Annotated in this window: 17 protein-coding genes; 5 read left to right on the top strand and 12 right to left on the bottom strand. The window is 46.6% G+C overall.

The window, feature by feature from the left end:
- Positions 1-19: 19 nt before the first annotated feature.
- The 3 genes from Q1V85_RS00785 to recG all read right to left on the bottom strand — a co-directional run bounded on the left by Q1V85_RS00785 (position 20) and on the right by recG (position 4,416).
- Positions 20-703 carry a hypothetical protein gene (locus Q1V85_RS00785; protein WP_300596431.1) on the bottom strand — a complete coding sequence of 228 codons (684 nt, stop codon included), beginning with the start codon at positions 701-703 and terminating at the stop codon, positions 20-22.
- Positions 704-734: 31 nt separating this feature from the next.
- The gene (locus Q1V85_RS00780) at positions 735-2,153 is read right to left on the bottom strand and encodes an FAD-linked oxidase C-terminal domain-containing protein (RefSeq protein WP_300596429.1); all 1,419 of its coding nucleotides are present in this window, start codon (positions 2,151-2,153) and stop codon (positions 735-737) included.
- 169 nt (positions 2,154-2,322) lie between these two features.
- Entirely contained in the window at positions 2,323-4,416 is a 2,094-nt protein-coding gene (gene recG / locus Q1V85_RS00775; RefSeq protein WP_300597125.1) for an ATP-dependent DNA helicase RecG, read from the bottom strand.
- A 139-nt stretch (positions 4,417-4,555) separates the two neighbouring features.
- Between recG and Q1V85_RS00770 the strand changes: the two genes are divergently transcribed.
- Complete coding sequence (locus tag Q1V85_RS00770) at positions 4,556-5,446, top strand: Rpn family recombination-promoting nuclease/putative transposase (RefSeq protein ID WP_300596427.1); 891 nt, start codon at positions 4,556-4,558, stop codon at positions 5,444-5,446.
- 32 nt (positions 5,447-5,478) lie between these two features.
- Here Q1V85_RS00770 and Q1V85_RS00765 read toward each other — a convergent pair whose 3' ends face one another.
- Positions 5,479-6,987, bottom strand: coding sequence for an oligosaccharide flippase family protein (locus Q1V85_RS00765; RefSeq protein WP_300596425.1), 1,509 nt, complete (start codon positions 6,985-6,987; stop codon positions 5,479-5,481).
- Positions 6,988-7,104: 117 nt separating this feature from the next.
- Entirely contained in the window at positions 7,105-8,613 is a 1,509-nt protein-coding gene (locus Q1V85_RS00760; RefSeq protein WP_300596423.1) for a polysaccharide biosynthesis C-terminal domain-containing protein, read from the bottom strand.
- A gap of 125 nt (positions 8,614-8,738) precedes the next feature.
- On the opposite strand from Q1V85_RS00760, the gene Q1V85_RS00755 reads away from it, so the two are divergent.
- Positions 8,739-9,344, top strand: coding sequence for a hypothetical protein (locus Q1V85_RS00755; RefSeq protein WP_300596421.1), 606 nt, complete (start codon positions 8,739-8,741; stop codon positions 9,342-9,344).
- Between the two features lie 17 nt (positions 9,345-9,361).
- Here the strand turns inward: Q1V85_RS00755 and Q1V85_RS00750 are convergent, their stop codons facing one another.
- Positions 9,362-10,525: an amino acid ABC transporter substrate-binding protein gene (locus Q1V85_RS00750; RefSeq protein WP_300596420.1), complete on the bottom strand. Its 1,164-nt coding sequence runs from the start codon at positions 10,523-10,525 to the stop codon at positions 9,362-9,364.
- A gap of 82 nt (positions 10,526-10,607) precedes the next feature.
- A complete protein-coding gene (gene guaA, locus Q1V85_RS00745) occupies positions 10,608-12,143 on the bottom strand; it encodes a glutamine-hydrolyzing GMP synthase (protein ID WP_300596418.1) in 1,536 nt (511 codons plus the stop codon).
- Between the two features lie 167 nt (positions 12,144-12,310).
- Between guaA and Q1V85_RS00740 the strand changes: the two genes are divergently transcribed.
- Entirely contained in the window at positions 12,311-13,033 is a 723-nt protein-coding gene (locus tag Q1V85_RS00740; protein WP_300596416.1) for a head GIN domain-containing protein, read from the top strand.
- A gap of 520 nt (positions 13,034-13,553) precedes the next feature.
- Here the strand turns inward: Q1V85_RS00740 and Q1V85_RS00735 are convergent.
- Both Q1V85_RS00735 and guaB read right to left on the bottom strand, forming a co-directional pair.
- On the bottom strand, positions 13,554-14,108 hold the full coding sequence (locus Q1V85_RS00735; RefSeq protein WP_300596414.1) for a hypothetical protein: 555 nt from the start codon (positions 14,106-14,108) through the stop codon (positions 13,554-13,556).
- Positions 14,109-14,225: 117 nt separating this feature from the next.
- Positions 14,226-15,722 (bottom strand): IMP dehydrogenase, encoded by a 1,497-nt coding sequence (gene guaB / locus Q1V85_RS00730; protein WP_300596412.1) that lies wholly within the window; start codon positions 15,720-15,722, stop codon positions 14,226-14,228.
- Between the two features lie 307 nt (positions 15,723-16,029).
- Here guaB and zwf point away from each other — a divergent pair, with 307 nt between their 5' ends.
- On the top strand, positions 16,030-17,556 hold the full coding sequence (zwf, locus tag Q1V85_RS00725) for a glucose-6-phosphate dehydrogenase (protein ID WP_300596410.1): 1,527 nt from the start codon (positions 16,030-16,032) through the stop codon (positions 17,554-17,556).
- Positions 17,557-17,734: 178 nt separating this feature from the next.
- On the top strand, positions 17,735-20,227 hold the full coding sequence (locus tag Q1V85_RS00720) for a DUF5686 and carboxypeptidase regulatory-like domain-containing protein (RefSeq protein ID WP_300596408.1): 2,493 nt from the start codon (positions 17,735-17,737) through the stop codon (positions 20,225-20,227).
- 78 nt (positions 20,228-20,305) lie between these two features.
- Here Q1V85_RS00720 and dprA read toward each other — a convergent pair whose 3' ends face one another.
- The 3 genes from dprA to Q1V85_RS00705 form a co-directional block, all read right to left on the bottom strand.
- Complete coding sequence (gene dprA / locus Q1V85_RS00715) at positions 20,306-21,403, bottom strand: DNA-processing protein DprA (RefSeq protein WP_300596406.1); 1,098 nt, start codon at positions 21,401-21,403, stop codon at positions 20,306-20,308.
- A 160-nt stretch (positions 21,404-21,563) separates the two neighbouring features.
- Positions 21,564-22,832, bottom strand: a complete 1,269-nt coding sequence (locus tag Q1V85_RS00710) for an MFS transporter (RefSeq protein WP_300596404.1) — start codon at positions 22,830-22,832, stop codon at positions 21,564-21,566.
- 160 nt (positions 22,833-22,992) lie between these two features.
- The gene (locus Q1V85_RS00705; protein WP_300596402.1) at positions 22,993-23,682 is read right to left on the bottom strand and encodes an ankyrin repeat domain-containing protein; all 690 of its coding nucleotides are present in this window, start codon (positions 23,680-23,682) and stop codon (positions 22,993-22,995) included.
- Positions 23,683-23,692 lie beyond the last annotated feature (10 nt).

Here is a 23,692-nt window from a genome sequence, read left to right as displayed (position 1 = left end):
CCTACTGTTTATTCACACTTCAATATCTCCCATACCGGCCCTGGAACAAGCCTACATTTACACCGGCCCGTATCACCGGTATGATCACCGGTCTTTTGTTGCCATAGTCGTCATACCGTTTATCTACATAAGGACTGTTCCAATCTTTTAATACATCAGCCAGCACCGAAATATAGAAGAAGGTTGTTCCCCCTTTGATACGGCCTGTAGAATAGCCTCCGCCTAATAACAAAGAAGGCGCGCTGGTATTGATCTTATAAGAAGGCACAGAACTGCTTCCCGAAGTGGTGTACCGCTCATTGGTAAAATTTTGCTCAAACTGCGCCTGAACAAATAAAAAGTTGATCGGATAGGCTCTCAGAAAAGCCCCCGGGCCCCATACATGCTGCCGCAATTTGTCATTGCCCGCCCATATATCCCGGGCGCCATTATACACATAGTTCAGCACGATGCCCCCGTCGAAATAATCGTTGAATTTATAGCCGATTACCGGACTGGCTCCCAGTACGCTTCCCCCCGAATAGAAAGAAGCGGTTACGCCTCCCCCGGTGAACAGGTTTTCTTTTTTAAATCCTTTTTCCTCAACAGGCTGCTCCCTGTTGCCATTTCTTACCTCAACCGGGTCGTTGTCCTGTGCATGCGATGCTACGGTTAGCAACAATGCCGTTCCAAGCATACAGGCCATACCAATCATTCTTTTCATATTCAACGGTTTTATGTGCTGTCGCCCTGTTTTATACCGATGCTACGGCATCAAATATCTTCCCGGCGTTTAAAATATTGTTAGGATCAAATGCTTTCTTAATATCACGCATTACCTGGATCTGGCGTTGTTCAAATACAATATCCATATAAGTCTTCTGGATCAGCCCGATGCCATGCTCGCCACTGATAGTACCCCCCAAACTTTTTACCAATTTAAACAATTCCCGCAGGATAGCGTTCATTTCCGGATCGTTAAGGCTGTTTTTATTGCCTTCTTTTTTGATACGTACATGTAAATTGCCATCACCCGCGTGTCCGTAACAAACCGCGTGAAAATCGTATTTCTGTCCCAGCTCCTTTACGCCTTTAATCAGTTTGGGCAGCTCTGCACGGGGCACTACGGTATCTTCTTCAATTGTGTACCCGGAAGATTTTACGGCTTCTGCAGTTCTTCTGCGCAGTTTCCACAATTCTTCCTTTTGCTGGGCATCGTCTGCAAAGAAAAGCTCACCGGCTTCATATTGCTCCAGCAGCATCGCAATCTGCTCCATTTCCTGCATCAGCACATCCAGGTTGTTGCCATCCACTTCTACCACCAGGTGCGCGGCAATATCGTCATTTACCGGTACCACATAGCTGTCTACCATCTGGCTCACGATCTTTAACGCATCAATTTCTACCAGCTCCAGCGCGCTGGGATTAAAGCCCGCCCTGAAAATAGCACTTACCGCTTCACTTGCCTTTTCAAGAGAAGCAAAAGGCGCCAGCATCAACAGGTCGTATTTAGGCAGCGGAATCAGTTTCAACACAATTTTTGTCACCACCGCCAATGTGCCTTCACTGCCTACCAGCAGTTGTGTGAGGTTATAACCGGTGGCATTTTTTAATACATTGGCCCCGGTCCAGATAATTTCACCGGTGGGTAATACGGCCTCCAGGTTCAGCACATAATCTTTTACCACTCCGTATTTAACGGCCTTGGGACCGCCGCTGTTTTCTGCGATATTTCCCCCGATAAAACAGGTTCCGCGGCTGCTGGGATCCGGGGGGTAAAACAATCCTTTTTCTTTTACGGCATTTTGCAGCACTTCTGTAATCACACCAGGTTCTGTGGTTACCTGCAGGTTCCGCTCGTCGATATCCAGGATCTTGTTCAGCCGTTCTGTAGACAGCACCACACCGCCCAGATGTGCCAGGGCTCCGCCGCTCAATCCTGTACCGCCACCCCGCGGGGTAACGGGGATCAGATCCCGGTTACAGATCTTAAACAACTCCGAAACCTCTGCTGTGCTTCCGGGTTTTACCACCACTTCCGGCACAAAATGAAGGGTTTCGGTTTCATCATGCGCATAAAATTCCAGTGATTCTGCGTCTATGATTACATGAGCGGCGCCCACAATCTGCTTAAAAGCCTCAATATGCTCCGCCGTGATCTTTTTGTCTGCCATTAGTCTTTTTTACGAACAGTCTATAAATTTAAGAGGCGTAAAATTCGGGGAAATTTGGGAAAGGAAAAAATGATATAGAGAATCGCTGTTAGCTGTCAGCCTTTAGCTTTTAGCAATCAGCAGTCCACCGGATTATCTGGCTAACGGCTGATAGCTGAATCTGATAGCTCTAAGAAATCTTGCTCCACGCCGTTTTTCCCTTCTGCGAACGCAGGAAGTCCTTCAGCACCTCGTGTTCGGGCAATGAAAGATCCGGGTCTTCTTTTAAGATCTGCTCGCATTGCTGCTTTGCGGCTTCCACCATCGGACGGTCGTTTACGATATCTACCAGTTTAAAGCTTAAGGCGCCGCTTTGCCGGGTGCCTTCTATCTCGCCCGGGCCGCGCAATTCCAGGTCTTTTTCGGCAATCACAAACCCGTTGCTGGTAGCGGTCATGATCTTCATCCGCTCCCGGGCTTCATTTCCCAGTTTTTTACCAGTGAGCAGGATGCAATAACTTTTTTCTGCGCCTCTGCCCACCCGGCCCCGCAACTGGTGCAGCTGTGATAACCCGAATTTTTCAGAGCTTTCGATCAGCATCACCGAAGCATTGGGCACATTTACTCCTACCTCAATCACGGTGGTAGAAACCATGATCTGGGTGTCGTGTATTACAAACCGCCGCATATTTTCTTCTTTCTGATGGGCTGGCATTTTTCCATGCACCATACTGATCCAGTACTGCGGCTCGGGAAAATAGGTCTTTATTTCGTCGTAGCCCTGCATCAGGTTCTCATAATCCAGCTTTTCGCTTTCTTCAATAAGGGGAAAAATAATGTATACCTGCCGGCCCAGGGCGATCTCTGCCTTCAGAAAATCCATTACCACGCTGCGGTCATTTTCATACCGGTGTACGGTCTGTATCGGCTTACGGCCCGGCGGCAACTCATCAATCACACTATAATCCAGGTCACCGTAGGCCGTCATGGCCAGCGTACGGGGAATGGGTGTAGCCGTCATTACCAGTACATGCGGCGGAATGGGTGCCTTATCCCAGAGCCTTGCTCGCTGCGCCACACCAAAGCGGTGCTGCTCATCGATGATGACCAGGCCCAGGTTATAAAACTGTACCGGGTCCTCAATTACCGCATGGGTACCAACGAGGATATGGATCTCCCCGGCTACAAGCCGCTCCAATAACAGCCGGCGTTCTTTTGCTTTAGTAGTACCGGTTAAGATGGCAACTTCCACCGGCAGCGGTTCCAGTAATTCTTTGATCCCCTGGAAATGCTGACGTGCCAGGATCTCCGTAGGAGCCATCAGCACCGCCTGAAATCCATTATCGGCTGCCAGCAGCATGTTGAGCAGGGCCACAATGGTTTTACCACTGCCCACATCCCCCTGCAGGAGGCGGTTCATTTGTTTGCCCCTGACGGTATCGATGCGGATCTCTTTTAATACCCGCTTCTGTGCGTTGGTTAGCTCAAAAGGCAGGCACTCCTTATAAAAACGGTTGAACAGATCACCCACTTTTTCAAATACCACGCCCTTTGAAAACCGGTGCCGCTCCCATCGCAGTAAATTCATCCGCAGCTGTGCAAAGAAGATCTCTTCAAACTTTAGCCGGCGTACAGCCGCTTCGTAAAGGGTAGTCGTTTGAGGAAAGTGAATATTCCGAAAGGCTTCAAAGCGGGGCATCAGCCGCAGGGCTTCCCGCATTTTCAATGGCAGGTTCTCCGGCAGGTCGCGTTCGGTAAGATGCGTGATCAGCCCTGCCGTTAATTTTCCGATCTGCCGCCCGCCCAGGTTTTTTGCCTTCAATTTTTCGGTAGACGGATAAACCGGCTCCAGGTAATCTTTTCCCTTTAGCTTTTCGGGATCCCAGGGCTCCATTTCGGGATGCACGATCTGCGGTTTCCCCATAAAAAAGGAAACCTTTCCGTAAACCAGGTAGGGCTGCCCGGGCTGAATTACTTTTTGGATAAGACTGATGCTTTGAAACCAAACCAATTCCAGTACCCCGGTTTTATCCCGGATCTGGGCGGTGAGCCTGCGTGCCCGCCGGTCACCAATCAACTCAAACGGAGATAACAGTCCGGCCACCTGCGCATACTCCTCACCCGGAACAAGGGCCGCAACCGCGGTTACGCGGGTTTTATCCACATGGCGGAACGGGTAATGCTGCAACAGGTCGCCGAAGGTAAAAATACCCAGCTCTTTTTGCAACAGCTCAGCCCGCTGTGGCCCTACTCCTTTGAGATAGCCGATCGGATTGGATAATATGTTGGTATTGCCGGAAATAAGACTGCTTTTGACAAAAATAAGGTGCTTTTGTTAACGGCAAAACAGGAATGCATTACCTTTTATGATCCGGAACCAGAGCCGGTTTTCCTATTGAGGTATAAAGCACTATCTTCACCCTATGAAAAACACCGTCTATCCACACGATAGCTTTATCCGCTGTATTTTATCCAATAAAAGCATTGCAATAGAATATTTTAAAAGCTATTTACCGCCTTTTATCAGCAGCCAGTTACATTTTGCATCCCTAACACAATTGCCGGATACTTATTTATCTGAAGATCTGATAAAAACCATGTCCGATATCGTTTACTCCTGCCAAAGAAAGAACGGCAGTCCTCCTGTTAAAATAAGTCTGCTTATAGAGCACAAAAGTTATCCCGACAAGCACACCTCTATACAAATGGGCCGTTATATTTTTTCGGCACTGCAAAAACAGGTGATCAACAAAGAGCCGCTGTCTATTGTCATCCCTGTACTGCTTTACCATGGTAAAGGAAAGTGGCGGTACCAGACTTTGACAGGCCTTTTTGAAAAAGTTGATGCGGACTGGCTGCAATATATACCCAGCTTTGAGTACGTTTACAATAACTTAGGTATACTGGATGATGAAGCCGTGGAACACCTGAATAACAAATTCTTAGCAGCATCGATCCTCGCCCTTAAACATTGCAGCGAGAAAAAATGGTTAAGTGATCATGCAACAAAGCTATTACTATGGGCATCAACGGGTTCCAGCGATCTTCAAAAGGGCTTTATCATTTATTTGTACGGCAGGGCAGCGTTAAAAGAAGAAAAAATATTAAATTCGCTACCAGACCCGATAAGAAAAACGATCATGAACACATTAGATATCTATATTGAAAAGGGAAGAAAAGAAGGTATTGAAAAAGGCAAAGAACAGGTAATAAACAACCTACTGGCAACAGGAAAATTTTCCGTTGCTGAAATTGCTGCTTTTGCAGGGGTTACCGAAGCCTTTGTAAAAAAGCAATTGCAATCTTCCAAATAAAACACCTAACCATTGCAGGTGCCAGCGCTTTATTACCGGAGGAATTTCCCAATAATCGGTAGTGCCTTCAATTCCTTTTTTTCCACACGACCAACAAAATACAGGAACACCGCCATAAAGAACGTTGCAGAAATTGTTTTTAACCAGAAGTTACCAGTAAGAGCACAAACCTTACTATTGATCCAAAACAGCATCACCGTTATAAAAATATACGCCACCAGCTTCTTCCATGCATACGGTATCTGGTAATATTTCTGTCCCAGCAAATAAGCCAATACCACCATCGTACCATAGCAGACCATCGTTACGGTGGCCCCCGCATACATTTCAAATCTGGGAATAAACAGGTAATTGCCAATTAAAGTAACGACCGCTCCTAAAATGGTAATAATAATGCCCCAATACATTTTATCCGTCAATTTATACCAGGCGGAAAGATTATAGTAAATGCCCAAAAAAACATTGGCCATTAATAATATCGGTACAATGCCCAGGCCAGACCGGTATTCCCGGCCGATCATGTGTTGCCAGATATGAAGATAAAGCCCGGTAAACAGGTAGGCGATACAAAGTGTTATAACAAACCATTTCATAACGCGGGCATAGGTTTGCCGGGCATTCACTGCATTTTTCTGACGGAAAAAAAAGGGCTCCGCTGCCATACGAAACGCCTGTATAAACATGGTTATAAAAATGGATATTTTATAATTGGCTGAATAAATACCAACAATGCGCATATTTTCATCCATGGAATGGGGCAGAAAACTCTTCAGCATTTGCCGGTCCATCACTTCATTCACCATTCCGGCAAGACCAATAATGATCATGGGTAAGCTGTAATGCAATACCTTTTTCAGCAGTGTTGTATTAATGTTGAACCGGAACCGCTTCCATTCCGGAAATAAAAACAGGAATACAAAAAAAGCCTGTACCAGGTTCGCCAGCACCAATAAGGTTACCCTGTTTTGCTGCAGCAACCACTTAATCAAAAAATTTTCCGATTTTGAAAAATGTTTGGGAATATAGTACACAAACAATACGACCAAAGCAATATTTACCAATACACCAAATATCTTTATAAAGGCATACCGCCGCGGCCGGTTCTCCTGTCTTAATTTTGCAAAAGGAATGGTAGAAAGGGTGTCAAACCCCATAATAATAACCGTAATGACAATGATCCGGGGAAATTTTCCGATTTCTAAAAACTCAGCAATCGGATGGCTGAAATAAAGGAGAACAATACTTAGTAAAACGGTGGTAATTACGTGTGATCCAAAAGTAGAATTAAATAATTGCTTTTGAGAAATACCGGCATCGCTGCTAAAGCGAAAATATCCGGTTTCCAGGCCATAGGTGTAAATAATGTTTGCCACCCCGATCCAGGCATACAATAAACTAAAGTCACCAAATTCCTTTACCCCTTTTGAATCTACCATCAGGTAGGTTAAAATGGGCGTTAGAAGAAACCCGATTAACCGGGTTAAAACGTTGCTTAAGCCATACCAAAGTGTTTGTCCTGCCAGTTGTTTAATGCCGCTCAATGGATCTTCGTATTATTTAACAAATGTACTGTTCTTCCGCTAAATGGTATTACCTGCCCGTTTTTTCAGTCAGGAAGCCGCATCTTTACCTACGGAAACCGGCCACTCCTTTTCCGGTTAATGAAGGAACCGCCCGATAACAGGCAGCCGCTGAAATTCTTTCCGCTCTACTTTCAGAATAAAAACAGCAAACAGCATCAGCAACACCGTAGCCGTTCCCAAATTGAACCAATGATTATTCCATAGGCTAACAAAGCCTCTGTGCACCGCATACAACACGATAACGATGATGAGGTATGCCAGCAGCTTTTTATGTGCATAAGGCACGGGATAATATTTTTGTCCCAGGATATAGCTGATGACCATCATCGATAAATAGCAGGTAAATGTAGCAATTGCGGCACCCAGGTAATGGTATTTGGGTATGAGCAATACATTTAAAACAATGGTTATAACAGCCCCGGTAATGGTAATAACGCCTCCCGTCATATTCCTGTTTGTTAATTTGTACCAGATACTCAGGTTATAGTAAATTCCAAGAAAGATATTTCCCAATGCCAGTACGGGCACCACATTAAGTCCCTGCACCCAACTTTCGCGGTGAATGGCTTTAAAAAACCAGCTTACCACATCAATATAAAGACTGATCAGCAAAAACATAAAACAGCAGGCAATCACAAAAAATTTCATGATCCGGGCATACGTTCTTTGTGCATTTTCTCCTTTTGACTGGTTAAAGAAAAAAGGCTCAGCCGCCATCCGGAATGCCTGGATCATGATCGTAATCACCACCGCCAGCCGGAAGATATTGCCAAAAATACCCAGTTCATGCTTTGCCTGTGCCGGTGGCAGATCTACTACATGCTGATAGATCAAACGGCTCATCATATCATTGATCATACCGCCCATGCCCACTATGATCAGCGGCAACGCGTACTTCATTACCTCCTGCCATAACTTTTTATCAAAATGAAACCGGATCTGGAGAAACTCTTTTTGCAGCACAAGAAAAGTAACAATACTTCCTGCCAGATTTCCAATGAGGTAATACCCGATGCCTATTTTACTATTATAGATCGCATTTAGTAAACTGTGGGGATGCGTATGAAGGTACCTGGGAATAACCGCCAGGAAAAGAATGACAATAACCAACATGGTAAATACGCCGGAAATACAGGCAAACGCATAACGCTTCGGCCGGTTTTCCTGCCGCAACTTTGCAAAAGCAAGTGTAGAAATCGCATCAAAGAATATAATTGCGGCCATATAGTTAACAAACCAGGGGGTTTGCTCAAGACTCGCCCATACAACGATTCTTTGCTTAAAGAAAAGCAGCATTCCGGTAAACAAAACCGTAGAAACCAACAGGGAAATGGATAGCGTATTATACAGCCTTTTTTGATCCACCGTTTGTGAAAAGCGAAAATAAGCCGTTTCCAGTCCGTAGGTAAACAACACATTTAAAAAGGGAATAATCGCATAAATCTGCGTGAGGTCGGCCGTGGATGCCGGCTGGGCAAAAATTAACGGAAGCGCAAGATTCATGAGATACCCCAGAAACCTTTTTGAAATAGTTGGAACGCCATACCATAACGTTTGTCCCGCCAGTTGTTTAATGCCGCTCAATGGATCTTCGTATTATTTAAAAGTATACTATTGTTCCGCTAAATGATATTACCGGGTAAAATTTGGGGTTGGAATAACATCTTTTTACCTTCGCAATACATCATTCTATAAAAATACAAATTAACATGAAAAAGTTTTCGTTGATTTTGGCGTTGCTTACACTGACCGGCACTGTTTCTTTTGCACAAAAGGCTTTTGAAGGAAAGATCCGGTATAAAAAGCTCGACCAGCCGGCACTTGCGGTGGAATACGATTATCCGGTGGCCGTGGTGGAAAACGCTTTAAAGGCGAAAATGGCGGATCTGCAGTTAAAATATACCGCTGCCAAGGGTTTTATTTCCTATAACAACAGCAGCATACCATCCATTACCCGTTCTGTGCTGGATTATACCTTCAAAACGATGCCATCGGCTAAAAATGGAAAAGAGAAAACAACGTTATATATGATTATGGAAGGCGGTAATAATGTGGTGGGAGACGCTGCAACACTGGCCACCAATGGTAAAACCTTCCTGGAAAGCCTTGCGCCCGATGTAAAAAGAAGTGATGCGATCTTCCAGATAAAGAAACAGGAAGACGTTCTTGTTACGGAAGAGCAAAAACTACAATCACTAAAAGATGCCTATAAGGAGCTTGAAGAAAAAATGCAGAAAAACCTGGATCAGCAGCAGAAACAATCCCGGATCATCGCCTCTCAAAAAAGTGTGCTGGATGATCTTAAAGGAAACTGATCCCGCCCGCGGGAAAATCAGCGCACTCTTTTAAAACTGCCATTGGAATATTCCAGGAAATACAGTTTTTTATTTTCGTAATAATCCAGTTTATTGGTTTTACTCACCGGCTGTATATCATAATCATAAAATACCCGGTATTCCTTACTGGCCAGCATTGCCGAAAGGTTTTTACCATACTGGTTTAACAGCCGGCCAAAGCGATAGGTAAGATCATAACTCCGGAAAACCAGGTCCGAAGGCCTTGCATACATTTTTGAATTATAATAGCTGATGATATTCCGGCTGGCAGCATCGAGCCTTGAGCTGTAAAACGGGGTACTGTATACCAGGTCAAGCCCCTTATACTTTGAAAAATTCAGATTGTCCCAGGTGGGCATGCCCATTATGGTGATCTGCGGATAGGTTTTGCTTAGCCGCGACAACTGGGTCAGCAGCTTTTCAGAAAAACTGTTATCCAGGGAGCCGATCACAAACAGCGAAGGCCGGTCCGGGAAAAGGTTCGCTGTAACCTGGGCCTGTGACAAGGTGTCCTTTACATCCGTAAACCGGATATGCATGGCCGTGGTTCTGTCCAGCTTGTTGAGGGTTTCAAAAACGGACCGCAGGTAATTTTCAGAACTGCCCTTACGCGTGAGATAGATGATCTGCTGATTGGGATAGTTCTTTTTGAGATAGGCATAGATCTGCTCGCCCTGCGTGGGCAAGGTAGGGTTCATTACCACAAAATAGGGATTATCCCGAACATTGCCATCATTGGGTGTCACCGCATTGATCAGTGCGATCTTTTTGGAGGCTGCCAGTTTGGATAACCGGTCCAGTTCACTGATAGCACAGTTTGCAATGATCAGTTCCACACCGTCGGACGCCGCTTTGTTTACCTGGCTTTCCAATGACATTTTTGACGACCTGGAGTCGTAAATATAAATATCCAGCGGAAGGTTCAGCTGCTCAAGGGAATCAATGGCCATCGACGCCCCATGATAAAACTCCAGTCCGGGTATAGACGCTTTTGGAAATGACTTTCCATTGTAGTTATACGAACCATCTGCGCTAAAGGCATCATCCAGGTATAAAGGAGTAAAAATGGCCATTTTATGCCGCTGGGTGCCCGTTACCTGTGCCGTTACTGCCAACATATGGCAAACAGCAAGGAGTACCAATAATGATAATTTCTTCATAGTCACAAGAATATTTGATCACCTGTTTCCGGCCGCTTCGTAAAAAGAACGATCCGCGAAACCGGTATATCCCTAGCAAATATTATTCCCATTCTATGGTAGCCGGCGGTTTGCTGCTAATATCATACACCACCCGGTTAATTCCTCTTACATTGTTACAGATTTCGTTAGAAACATTTGCCAGGAAATCATAGGGAAGATGCGCCCAGTCCGCCGTCATTCCATCCACACTGGTTACCGCCCGCAGGGCTACCGTATATTCGTACGTGCGCTCATCTCCCATTACGCCAACGCTCTTCACCGGTAACAAGATTGTTCCAGCCTGCCAAACCGTTGCATACAGGCCGCTTTCTTTTAGCGCATTGATATAAATGGCATCCGCCTCCTGTAATAATGTTACTTTTTCTTCGGTTACCTCGCCCAGTATACGAATTGCCAGGCCTGGTCCCGGGAACGGGTGCCGGTCGATCAGTGCTGCCGGTATGCCTAACTCACGTCCTACCTTGCGCACCTCATCTTTAAAAAGAAAGCGCAGGGGTTCTACCAGCGACAGGTGCATTTTCTCCGGAAGTCCGCCCACATTGTGGTGCGATTTGATGGTTACCGACGGACCATGTACCGAAACACTCTCGATCACGTCCGGGTAAATGGTGCCCTGTCCCAGGAAATCGATATCGGTCAGTTGGTTGGCCTCATCCTGGAATACGTCAATAAAAAGACGGCCGATGATCTTCCGTTTCGTTTCCGGATCCGGATTATCTTTCAACTCTTTATAGAAAAGCGCTTTTGCATCTACTCCTTTTATGTTCAGGCCCAGTTGCTTATAGGTTTCCAGCACCTGTTCGAACTCATTTTTCCGCAATACGCCGTTGTCTACAAAAATGCCGTAAAGCCGGTCGCCGATCGCCTTATGAATCAGGGTGGCTGCTACAGTACTATCTACCCCGCCGCTCAGCGCCATGATCACCTTGCGGTCACCGATCTGCTCCCGCAGGGCATTTACGGTATCGGTTACAAAATGAGCGGGCGTCCAGTCCTGGCTGCAACCGCAGATATCCGTAAGAAAATTCTTTAATATTTTTTTTCCTTCAATGCTGTGATACACTTCCGGGTGAAACTGCAATCCGTAAAGCGGGTGCTGTTCTCCGGAATATTTAAACGCCGCTACCGGAATACTTTCGGTGGTAGCCAGCACTTTAAAATCGGTAGGAAGTTCCAGGATGCTGTCACCATGACTCATCCATACCTGGCTTTTGGGCTCCACTGCTTTCATCAGCGGGTCTCCGGCCTGCCCGATCTGCATCTGGGCCCGGCCATATTCCCGTTTACTACTTTTTTCTACTCTTCCGCCAAAGAGTTTGGTAGAAAGCTGTGCCCCGTAACAGATGCCCAGTACCGGCACCTGGCCCAGAAGGCTTTTTACGCTGATAACCGGCGCATTTTCATCATTTACCGAAAAGGGCGATCCGGAAAGGATAATTCCTTTTAAATTGCCTTCGAATTCAAATGATTTAGAATAGGGAATGATTTCGCAATAAACATTGGCTTCCCTTACGCTGCGCGCGATAAGTTGGGTATACTGGGAGCCAAAATCAAGTATTAAGATTTTTTCGGTCATGATGCGCGAAGGTAATAAAATTGCAAATCACATGGGTGCAGAATCCGGAGAACCTTTGGTTAAATTACGGGGTTATGTGTTGAAACATTTATTTTTATAACAGGGAACATTGCCCGTTTCGTGTTTCCGGGAAGCAATAAAACGATTATAAACTTAAAAAACAGAGGATGAAAAAGTTATTTTTTTTGGGGATGGTTGCTGTGTTACTTGCTGGCTCCTGTAATATCATTGATCAGCAGCGCATTAAGGGCAACGGGAAAATTGTGAGTAAAACCTATGATCTGAAGGGTTTTAACAGCATCGATATCGGTAACGCTTCTTCGGTATTCCTGAAACAGGATTCGGTGTTTAGCATCAAGATCGAAACAGATGAGAACCTTTTCCAATATATCATTGCACGCGTTGAAGACGGGGAACTGGATATTGATGAAAAAGATGAGGTGAACCTGAAACCCAGCAACGATATCAAAATTTATATTTCCATGCCGGTGGTGAAAAAGGCGGCTTTGTCCGGAGCATCCACCTTGAAAGTTGATAATAAGATCATCCAGGACGAGCCATTTGCCCTGGATATCAGCGGGGCTTCCAATGCCACCCTCCAGGTAAAAGCACCCAGCGTGCAAATGGATGTAAGCGGAGCTTCTACCCTGAATATTACCGGGGAAACCCGCGATATCAAAGGCGAATCCAGCGGTGCCAGCACCATTCATGCGTTTGATTTAAAAGCTGAAACGACCAATATTGAAGCCAGCGGGGCCAGTACGGCCAATGTGTTCGCCAGCGTTCAGCTGACGGCAGATGCCAGCGGAGCCTCCAGCATCAGGTACAAGGGCAATCCAAAGGTAAGCTCTTCCGCAAATGGGGCCGGGAGTGTGAATAAAGCGGATTAAGCGTTCAGCTTTCAGCCTTTAGCTTTTAGCTTTTAGCATTTGTTCATAGAGCTAGAAACGGCATTTAATGTTAAACGGTTTTCAGTCATCAGTTTTCAGTTCTCAGAAGATATAGCTGGGGATGCAGTACCCGCATTTAAGAAAATGGAACCTAAACAGCATTTAGCCTTTACCTTCCAGCACAACAGACCTATAGAAGATCTGCATTGAATAATGATCTTCTTGCCCTGAACGCAAACATCTGATAACTGATTGCTGATAACTGATTGCCACCAGGAATGCTCATGGAGCTAGAAACGGCATTTAATGTTAAACGGCTTTCAGTCATCAGTTTTCAGTTATCAGAAGATATAGCTGGGGATGCAGTACAGGCATTTAAGAAAATGGAACCTAAACAGCGTTTAGCATCCAGCTTTCAGCCTTTAGCTTTTAGCATTCAGATGATCTGCCGTTATTTGAAATTTTGTCTTTTGTTCTTTGCTTTTTGAATTTTGAATTTTAACGCTTAGCCTTTAAAAAATCACTCCTTATCCAGCCGTTCCCAGACCTCCATCAGCCTTTTTTTGATCTCTGGTGAAAGACGTTCAAAGTTTTTGGAGTAAAGGTTCCGCTTATATCCATCCGAGGCTGTAGCACTGATTGTATAAAATGCAGTGCCTTTTGAAAACAACAGGTGTACCGACTGCTGCTGCTGACGGGCATCTGTAAGGCTGTAGATAAAATAGGCATCCGCACTGCCATCACTGTCACCATCGAAAAAGCCCTTGCGGGCATCCCAGTTCATAATGATTCCGGGATGCGTCAGCATCGTATCGGCCTTTACCGTCCAGGTTCCTTTTTCCTTAGTATATCGCTGCAGGTACATGGTATCCGGCTGAGCGCCTTTTGCAGCTTTTGAAAAAATAAATACGTTTTCCTCTTTGTCTCCTATACGAACTTCATTCACATTGAGCAGCCGGGCTCCCCGGAATTTAAAATTGCTGTACGCTTCCGCTGCGCGGGTGATCACACTTACCTGTGCGTTAGCAATCGCAGGGCCTATAAACAATGTCAATAGCAGTATAATGTGTTTCATGGTATGAATGGTGATTGGTTTTGCTTTTTGATATTTGAAATTTGTTTTTTGTTTTTTTAAAAAAAATGGGTCATGATCCATTTACCATGCACCATGACCCATTCACTTAAACAATAATTATTTCCGGCTGTAATTCGGCGCTTCCTTTGTAACATCGATATCATGCGGATGGCTTTCATTCATACCCGCATTGGTAATTTTTACAAACTGGGCGTTCTGCAGATCTTTGATGCTCTTTGCACCGCAATACCCCATCCCTGCACGAAGTCCGCCGGTATATTGATAGATCACTTCTTTTAAGGTGCCTTTATAAGCCACCCGGCCTTCAATACCTTCCGGTACAAATTTCTTTACATCATCTTCCGGATCCTGGAAGTAGCGGTCGCTGCTGCCTTTAGCCATCGCACCCAGCGAACCCATTCCACGGTAGGCCTTAAATTTACGTCCTTCAAAAATGATGGTCTCACCAGGGCTTTCTTCCGTACCGGCAAAAATACTGCCCATCATGGCGCAATCTGCACCTGCAGCCAGCGCTTTTACCAGGTCGCCGGTATACCGGATACCACCATCGGCAATGATGGGTACGCCTTTTCTTTTCAGTCCTGAGGCGGCTTCCATAATCGCCGTCAGCTGCGGCATTCCCGCCCCGGCTACAATACGCGTAGTACAGATGGAACCAGGTCCGATCCCTACTTTTACGGCATCGGCACCTGCTTCTGCCATTGCCAGGGCCCCGGCAGCAGTACCTACATTACCCGCTATAATATTCAGTTTCTTAAAGTTCTTCTTAACGTTTTTCAATGCAGTCAGTACGCCTTTTGTATGTCCATGTGCGCTGTCCAGTACCACCACATCCACACCTACCTGCTGCAAGGCATCGATCCGCTCTGCCACGTCTCCGGTAATGCCCACACCGGCCCCTACCAATAAACGGCCAAAGGAATCTTTAATAGCATTGGGAAACGAGGTCACCTGCAGGATATCCCGGTAGGTGATCAGCCCGATCAGCTTACCCTGACGGTCAACCACCGGTAACTTCTCTACCTTGTGCTGGCGCAGGATCGTTTTTGCTTTTTTCAGATCGGTACCTTCCGGTGCGGTGATCAGGTTCGTGCTGGTCATCACCTCACTTACCTTGCGTGCGGGGTTATCTTCAAAACGAAGATCCCGGTTGGTAAGGATTCCTTTCAGTTTCTTGTTTTTATCAATTACGGGAATACCGCCTATTTTATTTTCGGCCATCAGTTTCAGCGCGTCTCCGATGGTGGCATCTTCCAGCAGGGTGATGGGATCCAGGATCAGGCCACTCTCACTCCGCTTTACCTTTCGCACCTGTTCCGCCTGCTTTTCAATACTCATATTCTTGTGCAGGATACCCAATCCTCCTTCGCGCGCAATAGCCGTAGCCAGCGCCGCTTCCGTAACCGTATCCATGGCTGCGGATAAGATGGGAATGTTTAAAGTAATGTCTTTTGTAAGCCTGGTACGGATATCTACCTCGCGCGGCAGCACCTGGCTAAATGCCGGAACCAATAATACATCATCAAATGTTAAGCCTTCAAAGGCGATCTTGGGGTTGTTTGCAGTAGCTGCAGAAGATTTTCTTGTTGCCATGTGCAAAGGTAAGGGAAAATGGAAATACGATCCATGGTTTTACCATTTGATCACACAGATCTTGCAATTTCATGACGCTGTAACCCGCTGTGAAAGCGGGTTACAGGCCTATAAATATATTTTTTTGTCAATGCGGATGCCCACATAATCATTTTTTCTGCGGGCCATTAGTACCGGTGTAATTGTCCATATGCGCAAACGTTTGCGTAGTTATGGCGCATTGAAAACCAACGGAACACACAAACAATACCCCCGTTTTTCTTTTTAGTCCTACTTTTGCAAACAAATTTTAATGCAGCACTGAATCATGTTTAAAAGCAATCATACAAAAAAACCCGCGCCTACGGTCCTTTTTATATTTGGCGGAAGCGGAGATCTGAACCAGCGTAAACTGACCCCTGCCCTGTATAACCTTTGGCTGGATGGCCTGATGCCGGAACAATTTTCCATCATCGGTACCGGGCGTACAGATTATTCGAATGAAAAATTCAGGGATCACCTGCTGGAAGGTATCAATGAATTTTCGCGCCGGAAAAGTGATGGCAACGGAAGCTGGGAAAAATTTTCGCAGCAGGTATCCTATCTGCGGATGGATGTAGATAAGCCGGATGACTATGTGGCCATGGGAAAGATCATCAGCGATTATGAAGCGGAATGGGGCGTAGAAGTGCATGTGCTCTTTTACCTGGCGGTAGCACCGCAGCTGGTACCGGAGATCACTACCAATTTAAACAAACTGGAAAAAGCCAGGGATAAGAATAAGGCGCGGATCGTTATTGAAAAGCCTTTTGGACATGATCTGAAGAGTGCGGAAGAACTGAACCGCCTGCTGACGGAAATGTTTGATGAAAGCCAGATCTACCGCATTGATCACTACCTTGGAAAGGAAACGGTACAGAACATCCTGGCCCTGCGCTTTGCCAATGCCTTGTTTGAACCTATCTGGAACCGGAACTATATCGATCATGTACAGATCACCGCGGCAGAAACCGTTGGTGTGGAAGACCGGGGTGGTTATTATGAACGTTCGGGCGCCCTGCGTGATATGGTGCAGAACCACATCCTGCAATTGTTATGCATGGTGGCTATGGAAGCGCCGGTTTCTTTTGAAGCCGATGAGATCCGGAATAAAAAATCGGATGTGCTGAATGCGATCCGGAAGATTAAGAAAGAAGAAGTGCAGCAATATGCCGTACGCGGCCAGTATTCCCAGGGATGGGTACAGGGACAACAGGAGAAGGCCTACCGCGAAGAAAAAGGTGTGGCACCCGATTCATCTGTAGAAACCTTTGCTGCCGTAAAATTTTATATCGATAACTGGCGTTGGCAGGATGTGCCGTTTTATGTACGCACCGGGAAATTCCTGAAAGAGAAAACCACGCTGATCACCGTACAGTTTAAAGAAGCGCCCAAGTACGCCTTCCCGCCGGAAGCTTCCGAAACCTGGCGCTCCAACCGCTTAACCATCAGCATTCAGCCGGAGATGGACATCCGCCTGCGATTCCAGGCCAAGCGCCCGGGCCAAACCATGTCGCTGAACCCCGTAAACATGGTGTTTAGCTACAGCGACAGTTATGATGCGCCCCAGCCTGAGGCCTATGAAACCCTGTTGCTGGATGCAATGATGGGCAACCCCACCCAGTTTATGCGCGGGGACCAGGTAGAAGTGGCCTGGGAAGTAATAGCGCCCATACAGGAAACCTGGGAAAACCGTCCGCCGGTTGACTTTCCCAATTATGCGCCCGGTACCTGGGGGCCTGAAGATGCAGAAGCGTTGATTGCACGCGAGGGCAGGAACTGGATCACCCTTCCGCCCAAAAGAAAAGATGGATAACAAACCTTACGAATAGAATGCAACAGGCCCCGGAGATGATCCGGGGCCTGTTTTTTAATATCGCAGGATTTTACCTCCAGGCCTGCCTGCATTTAACTTTTCCTTTTCAAAGAATCGTTGGACGTTTGCATTATACCGGATGATGTAACATTTAAACCAACACATACGAATCACAACAATGAAAACATTTATACTGACTGCCATTGCCTTTTTTCTTCTGGATGTGGTTGCTGCAGCTCCTGTAAAGGGCCTGATCGCTGACGAGCACGGATCGGCATTGCCCTACGCCTCCGTTACCATAAAAGGAACCAGCATCGGAACCACAGCCAACAGTAAAGGGTTTTATGCCCTTACACTGGCACCCGGTACCTACACCATCGTGTTTGAATATGTAGGGTACATTCCGCTTGAAAAGACACTGACCATTACCGACAAAGAACAGGTATTAAATGCGGTACTTTACACCAACGATCACCTGATGGGAGAAGTGGTCGTTCAAAGTAAAGGGGAAGACCCGGCTTACCGCATCATCCGGCAGGCCATAAAAAAGAAATCGTATTACGAACATCAAACGGATTCCTTATCCGTAAACATTTACCTGAAGGGGATCATCCGCACCCGGAATATTCCTAAAAAAGTATTGGGTCAAAAGGTAGAACGGGACGCCAACGACGGACTGGACACGATGGGTAAGGGCGTATTATTATTGTCTGAATCGACGATACAGCTGGATGAGGCAAGACCCAATCATTCAAAAACCACTGTGCTTTCCAGTTACGAGCGGGGCAGCAATATGGGACTGAACTTTTCAAAGGTCACCTCCTTTTATACCAACAACGTAGCCGTGTTTGATCTGGGCAACGGTTCCCGCGGTTATATTTCACCGATTGCAGATGCGGCGCTCAATTTTTACCGGTACAAACTTTTAAACACGTATACCCGTGACGGCATCACCGTAAAAACCATCCGCGTGATTCCCAAAAGAAAAAATGAACCGCTGTTTTCCGGCACCATAGAAATAGCCGATACCAGCTGGCATATTTACAGCCTCGACCTGATGCTGACAAAAGATTACCAGCTGGAGCTGATCGATACTCTCCACATTAAGCAGCTGCATAGCCCGGTTGCGCCCGGTGTATGGAAAACCAGGAACCAGATCTTATCTTTCTCCTTTAACCAGTTTGGGTTCAGCGGCATAGGCAGCTTTGTAAACGTATACAGCAATTATAACCTGCATCCGCGATACGCGGCAAACTACTTCAACAATATTGTTATTAAATATGATACGGGGTACTATAAAAGAGATTCAAACTTCTGGAAACAGGAACGGCCGGTAACATTGGAGAACGATGAAAAAAGATACTATGCATTCCGCGATAGTGTAAGCGCCCTGAACCGGAACCGCCCAAAGACGTACTACGATTCCCTGAGACGGCATCAGAAAATCACCATATGGAACATCTTGTGGAGCAACCAGCAATACCGCTGGTATTCAGAAAACCATACCCTCACCTATAATCTCAAAGGCCTGTTAAAAGGACTGGAGTATAACACCGTGGAAGGGGGGGCATTAAAAGCAGATCAGACCTTCAATTATACACCCGTAAAAAGCAAATACAAATACGACCTGCGCTGGAACCTGCGCTATGGTTTTGAAAATCATCATTTCAATAGCTATGGAACATTTACCATCAGACCCAAAGAGCTTCCCTACCGGAACCGGTATTTAAGTTTCTCCGGCGGAACGCGGGTATCGCAGTTCAACCCCGATGAACCGATTAATGCATTGACCAATACCTTTTATACGTTGTTTTTCAGGAGCAATTTTATGAAGTTATACGAAAACCGGTTTGGAAGCATCCGCTACAACAATCGCTTTGAAAACGGTTTTGCCGTCAATGCAGGCCTCCTGTATGAAGACCGCATTCCGCTGCAAAACACCTCCGGCTTTTCGTTCTTCAACCGGAACAAGATGTTTACGCCCAATCATCCGGATGCATTGCAACAGATCGCTTTTAATCCGCACCAGGCGCTGATCGGGAGCCTTACGCTTAGCTATCAACCCGGACAGAAATACGTTCAGTATCCCAACTATAAAGCATCCATAGGATCCGACAAACCGGTGTTTACGTTCAACTATACGGCGGGTATCCCGCAATTATTAGGCAGCGATGTAAATTATCATAAATGGTCGCTGGACATGACACACGATAAAAACTTCCGCCTTGCAGGGCTATTCAAATACCGGATAGGGGCTGGTGGATTCCTGAGTGCCAATGCCTATTCCATCCCGGATATGAAACATTTCAACGGCAATCAAACATTTTACAATATTAAATACCTGAACAGCTTTCAGCTGGCACCCTATTATGCATACAGCAATGTTGCCCGTTTTTATACCGAAGGAAATATTGAGCATCATTTTAATGGTTTGCTGACGAATAAAATCCCCCTGTTCAACAAGCTGAAGTGGAACCTTGTGGCCGGGAGCAATGCCTTTTATGTGAATAAAAATCAATATTACGCAGAGGCCTTTGCCGGCATTGAGAACATTTTTAAACTATTCAGGGTAGATGTGATTGCCGGTTATCAGCCTTTATTGAAAACAACTTATGGAGTACGCATAGGGCTGGGCGGTCTTTTAGGCAGCGCATTCCGGTTTGAGAAATAAAATGGCATCTTGTAATAATGAGAGGAATACGGATAAGCCCCTGGTAAGATAATCCGGTTGCCCAACAACAATGGACAGTTACAGCAGCTGGTACATCTTCCCCGGCAGTGCCTGGATTACATTCTGCATTTCCAGGTTAAGCACGGCCACGGCAACCCGGCTGGTGCTTAAGCCCGAACGCAGGTGCAATTCATCAATATCTGCCTGTTGCCGCTCCTGCAAAAGTGTTACAATGGCCTGTTCTTCGGCCGACAACTCGATAAACAATTCCTTTGTTTGTTTTTTTACCGGCTTCTTTGTTGCTACCCAGCCCATGGTTTCCAATAGCTGCTCTCCATCCGTCAGCAGCTGTGCCCGGTTGGTTTTGATCAGATGATTACAGCCACTACTTTTTTTATCTGAAGTTCTTCCGGGAAAGGCAAATACATCCTTGTAATATCCATTCGCCAACTCCGCGGTGATCATACTTCCTCCCTTGATCTCTGTTTCCACCACCACGGTAGCATCGCTCATGCCCGCCACGATCCGGTTCCGGCTGGGGAAATGATGCCGGTCCGGCTGAGTTCCGGTTACAAACTCCGTCAGCAAACCGCCCTGTCCGGTCATTTCCTTCGCCATCGCAAAATGTTCCGGCGGATATAGCTTATCCAGCCCATGTGCCAGTACCCCTACCGTTTCCAGGCTGGCCGCCAGGGAATATTTATGTACCAGCGAATCGATGCCATACGCCAGCCCGCTAATGACCAGCGCACCACTCCCCTGCAATTCACTCACCAGGTGTTCACAGGCCAACCGGCCATATTCTGTATGAACCCGGGAGCCTACAATAGCCACAATACGGGATTGATTCAGATTGGCACTGCCCTTATAATACAAAAGCACCGGCGCATCATAGCAATTCAGCAACCGCTGCGGATAAGCATCATCTGTAAGAAAAAGCGGCTGGACCCCGTGCTTTTCAATAAACTCCAGCTCCTTCTCCGCCTGTGAAAAATCTTTAAATTTCAGAATACTATCAACCCGCAACTTACCCAGGCCTTCAATGCCTTCCAATACAGCTCTTCGTGCAGTAAAGATCTCTTCCGGTTGTAAATGCTGTAACAACAGCCGTGCAATAACAGGCCCGATATTGGGAACAAGGGTCAGGGCAATACGGTACATCAGCGGGTGCTCCATTAGGTCATCTTTATATTAAAGATACAAAGATTTTTGCATTTTTTCCGGTGCCGCAGAAGCACTGAGTCACAGGTTCATTTTCGATCGCAGTTCCGTCAAAAGAGCGCCTGCGATACAAACATTCAGTTTCAAATGCAGGAGCTTTGTGGCATGGAAACCATTATCCCTTCCGGGCAACCACACGCCGGCCATAGACCAGGTGGGCCACCAGGGCCAGTACCGTAAAGGCCGTACCAATGGCCACTACGCCGTTCCAATGTCCATACTTCCAGGCTTGTGCCGCCAGGTATGTACCGGCCGCGCCACCTATAAAATAGCTGAACATATAAACGGTATTCAGCCGGTTATTGGCACCCAGGTTTAAAGCAAAAAAGGAGGATTGGTTCAGGATATGCATGGATTGTAATCCCAGGTCGAGCAGGATTACCCCGATGATCAACCCTATATACGTATAACCACCGATGTAAAAAATACCCCAGCTCAGGATCAGCATCACAATGGCCGACGAAATAATCTTCGATGGCGTCACTTTCCGGGCCACCCGGCCCACCAGGGCAGCAGCCAGCGCACCCACTGCTCCAATAATACCAAAGGAACCGGCAACTGCCGCACCGGCATGAAACGGCGCCTCTTCCAGGTGAAATACCAGGGTGGTCCAGAACGCACTAAATGCCGCAAACCCCATCGCTCCGCGAAATGCCGCCAGGCGCAGCACCGGCTGTGTGCGGGTGAGATGGACCAGGGACCGCATCAATGATCCATAGCTCCCCTTAAAAGACGGATGTACTTCCGGCAGCTTTAATGCAATTAACCCCGCCAGCAATACCATCGCGCCCGTAGCAATATAGTACATCACTTTCCAGCCCCACAGATCACCTACCACCCCGCTTACCACGCGCGACAATAAGATCCCCAGCAACAGTCCGCTCATCACCATACCGATAGCGGCGCTTTGCTTTTCCTTTGCCGCCAGTTCCGCCGCCATGGGCACAAACAATTGCGGCAGCACCGAGGTAAACCCGACCATAAAGCTGGCCAGGAACAACCATCCCACCGAAGGCGCAATGGTCATACCGATCAGTGACAGGATGATCAAACCAAAATCTATAAGAATTAAACGCCGGCGCCTGAGCATATCACCCAGCGGTACAATCAGCAACAGCCCCAGGGCAAAGCCCACCTGCGTCAGCATGGCGATATTGCTGATACGGCCCTCACTTACACCAAAATCCCGGGCCATCAGCCCCAGCAATGGCTGGTTATAATAGTTATTGCCCACCACTACTCCGGTGGCGATCGTCATCAGCCAAAGCGTTCCGCGGCTCAGTGGCGGCCGGGCAGGCGTTTGTTCCGGGCGCTGTGCCCGGTGTATTTTCACCTTGGTTGTTTCCAAAGGTTCCTGTAACATTTCACTATTCGTAGTACTCATAATAATCAGGTTATTGATCCGTAAACGGGATCCACTTTTCTTTCCGGTTAATAGGCGTTTGCAACCACCAGTTCCAACATCACCGGATGCTTCTTAATTGGAAAAGCCCCTAAGGGCTCTTCCGTTATTGAACAGTATATAAACACATTCATACGGTCTGTTATTTTTTATTGATCATTTTCGCCGCTGCTTTTTCCAAAACAGCAACGATATCTGTATACCCCCTGGAGCGGGCATGTTGCAACGCCGTAACCCCATCATGGTCGGGGATCTGGATATTACATCCTGCGTCTACCAGCAGCTGCACCACCGTTACATACTTTGCGGATCCGTTGCCCAATACAACAGCCTCCATCAATGCCGTCCAGCCCAAACGGTTTACGTGATCAATTGGAAACCCTTTTGTATTTGCCAGGATCTTCACTACTTCGATATGCCCCCGTTCGCAGGCAGGAATAAGTGCCGTACCATTATACCGGTTAAACAGGTCAAAGCGGGCTCCGTGCTCCAGGAAGAGTTTTACCAGGTCCGTCAGTCCGGCTGCTCCTGCATATAAAAACGGACTGTCATGAATCTGATCCTGCTGATTCACATTCGCACCATGTGCCACCAGTAACTTAGCCATCTCCAGGTTGTTGGCCTGCGTAGCGATCAATAACAGGGATTTCTTTTGCTTATCAGTAGTATTTACATCCACACCTTTTTTCAATTCGGCTTCCACCACCGATAGCTGATTTTTTTCTACGGCTTCGATGATTCCTGTACGCTGTGTATTCATATCCGGACTATTTGTTTTTGCCTGGCAGGCATTCAGTATAAATACCGCGCACACCAAAAGTAAATAATGCATAACACGACTA

This window comes from Niabella sp. (genome assembly GCF_030150205.1).
In the GTDB taxonomy this organism is placed as follows: domain Bacteria; phylum Bacteroidota; class Bacteroidia; order Chitinophagales; family Chitinophagaceae; genus Niabella.
Note: the sequence above shows the minus strand (reverse complement) of the source record. Positions and strands in the feature narration are given on the sequence as shown.